This window comes from Actinoplanes sp. NPDC051633 (assembly GCF_040681735.1).
GTDB lineage: Bacteria > Actinomycetota > Actinomycetes > Mycobacteriales > Micromonosporaceae > Actinoplanes.
On record NZ_JBFAZH010001181.1, the window covers coordinates 1 to 2,366 of the forward strand.

4 protein-coding genes are annotated in these 2,366 nt (G+C 69.4%); all 4 read right to left on the bottom strand.

Going from position 1 to position 2,366, the window contains the following annotated elements:
• A partial coding sequence (locus AB0M20_RS38690) for a VOC family protein (RefSeq protein WP_364305928.1) occupies positions 1-272 on the bottom strand: 272 nt, incomplete at its 3' end.
• Between the two features lie 64 nt (positions 273-336).
• Positions 337-777, bottom strand: coding sequence for a hypothetical protein (locus AB0M20_RS38695; RefSeq protein ID WP_364305930.1), 441 nt, complete (start codon positions 775-777; stop codon positions 337-339).
• On the bottom strand, positions 777-1,169 hold the full coding sequence (locus AB0M20_RS38700; RefSeq protein ID WP_364305931.1) for a hypothetical protein: 393 nt from the start codon (positions 1,167-1,169) through the stop codon (positions 777-779). Before AB0M20_RS38700 ends, AB0M20_RS38695 begins: the two co-directional genes overlap by 1 nt.
• A gap of 83 nt (positions 1,170-1,252) precedes the next feature.
• Positions 1,253-2,366: hypothetical protein (locus AB0M20_RS38705; protein WP_364305933.1), on the bottom strand; the 1,114-nt coding region annotated here is incomplete at its 5' end.

Below are 2,366 nucleotides of genomic sequence, written 5' to 3' on the forward strand. Positions count from 1 at the left end.
CCGAGCGCGAGCACCCGCTGTTCCGCGGCGTCGACGTCGTCGACCCGGATGTCCAGGTGCAACTGCTGCGAACCGTGCGGGTCGGGCCAGCTCGGTGCGACCCATTCCGGGGATCGCTGGAAGGCCAGCTCGCGAGCGCCCGGCTGGGTGCCGATGACCACCCAGTCCGGGTGGTCCTCGTTGACCCGCATACCGAGCACGGACGCGTAGAACTGCGCCAGCGACCTGGGGTCGGGACAGTCGAGAACGGTCTTCTCCAACCGGCCGATCATTGTCTCGGACCTTTCTGCGAGCGGCGGTCTCGTGGCCCAAAGTGCGGGGGGTTCCGGCAGGCCGTCAGGTCAGGGCGACCACGGCAAGGCCGGCCGTGTTGACCACGATGCCCACGCCGGCGACCAGCGAAACGCCGGCGACCTTTTGCCGGAAGTAGGCAGAGGGCGACATCATCGAGACGCGGGTGTCGAGCCAGACGATGGCCAGCACCACGACCAGCATCACGCCCGCGCCGACGAGCGGGGAGATTCCGGGGAGCGCGAGCACCATGCCGACCGCGGTGAGGACGATGGCCGGGACGATCTGCACGGCATCGGCGGCGTACACGACATAATCCAGGACCACCTTCTCGGAGAGATAGTCGGGGATGGCCTCGTCCTTGGCCTGCGCGTACGGCTTCGACCGGTCTATCCAGGTCTTGACCTCCTTCCTCGCTCGCGACGTCAGCAGCGGGTTGACCAGGAGCAGCAGGATGGCGGCGAGAAACGGGAAGGCATCGCTCATCAGGGTGTCGCTGCCCGGGCATCGACCTGGAGAACGAGCGAGGGCCGGAGATCACCCGCGCCGGAGTGGCCTATGCACGACCACGAAACGGCCACCTCGATGGCTTCATCGTCGCGTCGACGCAAGGCGATGAGACGCCGGTCGACGTCGCGAGCGCGGCCCGCCTCGGTGCGACCCGGCCGGGATCTGCGACGGGCGGGAACGTAGACATCGTCTTCGGCCCAGACGTTCTCCAGCACTCCGTCGTTGACGAAGGTGACACCGTCGGTGCACCGGGATCGGAGAGCGACCCGGTACGGCAACGGCGAATCGCTGGTGACGCGCACGCGATGGGTGTCGCCGGCGCCGTTGACGACGCACGGGTCCGCGGCGCACGCGACGAACGTACGCACCGTCAGGAATCCCGGCTCGTTGACCGCCTTCGTGTGACACTTCGCCCAAGGGCTTGGCTCGTGAAGCTTCGGCTGATCCACCATCAGGGTCGCCTCCCTTCGAGGCCGCGCGACTCCCGCCGCCAACGTCCTGGCGCTACGTCGAGGACCGCCGCGGCCACCTCCGGCCGGGTGGTCTCGCGGGCGACCCACCGAAGCTCCGGTCCGAAATGATCCACGCCGACGGCGCTGATGACGACCGACGGCGGCACTCCAGGGCCACGGTTGAGGCGGTGGAACGCGATGTCGAGGTCGGGCAGATCCCAGCGGATGAAGTCGCACCCGCTGATCCGGTCCTCGGCGGCATCGAGCACCTCGGGACCCCAGCCGGCGATCCTCTCGCCGTGGATGGTCACGATGCCGTACGCCTCCGGTTCGCCGGCGGCGAGGTTGCGGCACAGATTCAGGAACTGTTCCGGCGTGCAGTGCCCACTCCAGCTCACGACGGTCCCGTCCGCACCGGGGTCGAGCATGACGAAGTCGTCGGCGCCGATCGCGTACCGGACCAGTCCGCCGCCGGGGGTGGGAATCACATCGGGCGGCGGCAGCGGTTGAGCGGTGGCAGCGAGCCGGCTCGCGTATTCGTCGCCGGCCCTGTCGAGTTCCGCTCTGACGTCCGACAGCTGGCCCCAGAAGTCGTACACCGAGTCGCTGGGCCTGACCAGGTCGGCCGTCTGGAGCTCCCTCGTCACCTGCTCCAGCGACGACTCCTGGTATCGCCGCAGCTCGGTGCGCAGCACCTCGGCGACGTCGTCGAGCCGGTCCCGCACGTGCCGGTCGACAACGTCGACCCGGGCGTTCCAGTGTTCGGCCAGCCAGAGCGTCAGCTCCTCCCGGCGACGACGACGGGCGCTCTTGCCCAGCAGAGCGGCCGCCGTCAACACCAGCGCACCGCCCACGAATGCGCCGAAGACGGGGACGACCGAAACAGCCGCTGCGGCTGCCACCGCTCCGGAGGCGGTGCCGCTCGGGTCGGGCGGGACGGGTATCTCGGCCACCCGGACGTCCGCCAAAGGCATCACCGCGGTGGCCGGAACGCGTTCGTACACCGATGGATCGCCGGTGGCCTCCAGGGATCGCTCGGCGTCGACGACTATCTGCCGCACGCCGTCGGCGGCGTCGGCCGCAAGTCGTGCCAGCACCGACGCGAACGACGAC

What these genes read in the sequence shown, in the direction of transcription:
- AB0M20_RS38695 (WP_364305930.1), bottom strand. Translation starts at nt 777, where the DNA reads ATGAGCGATGCCTTCCCGTTTCTCGCCGCCATCCTGCTGCTCCTGGTC.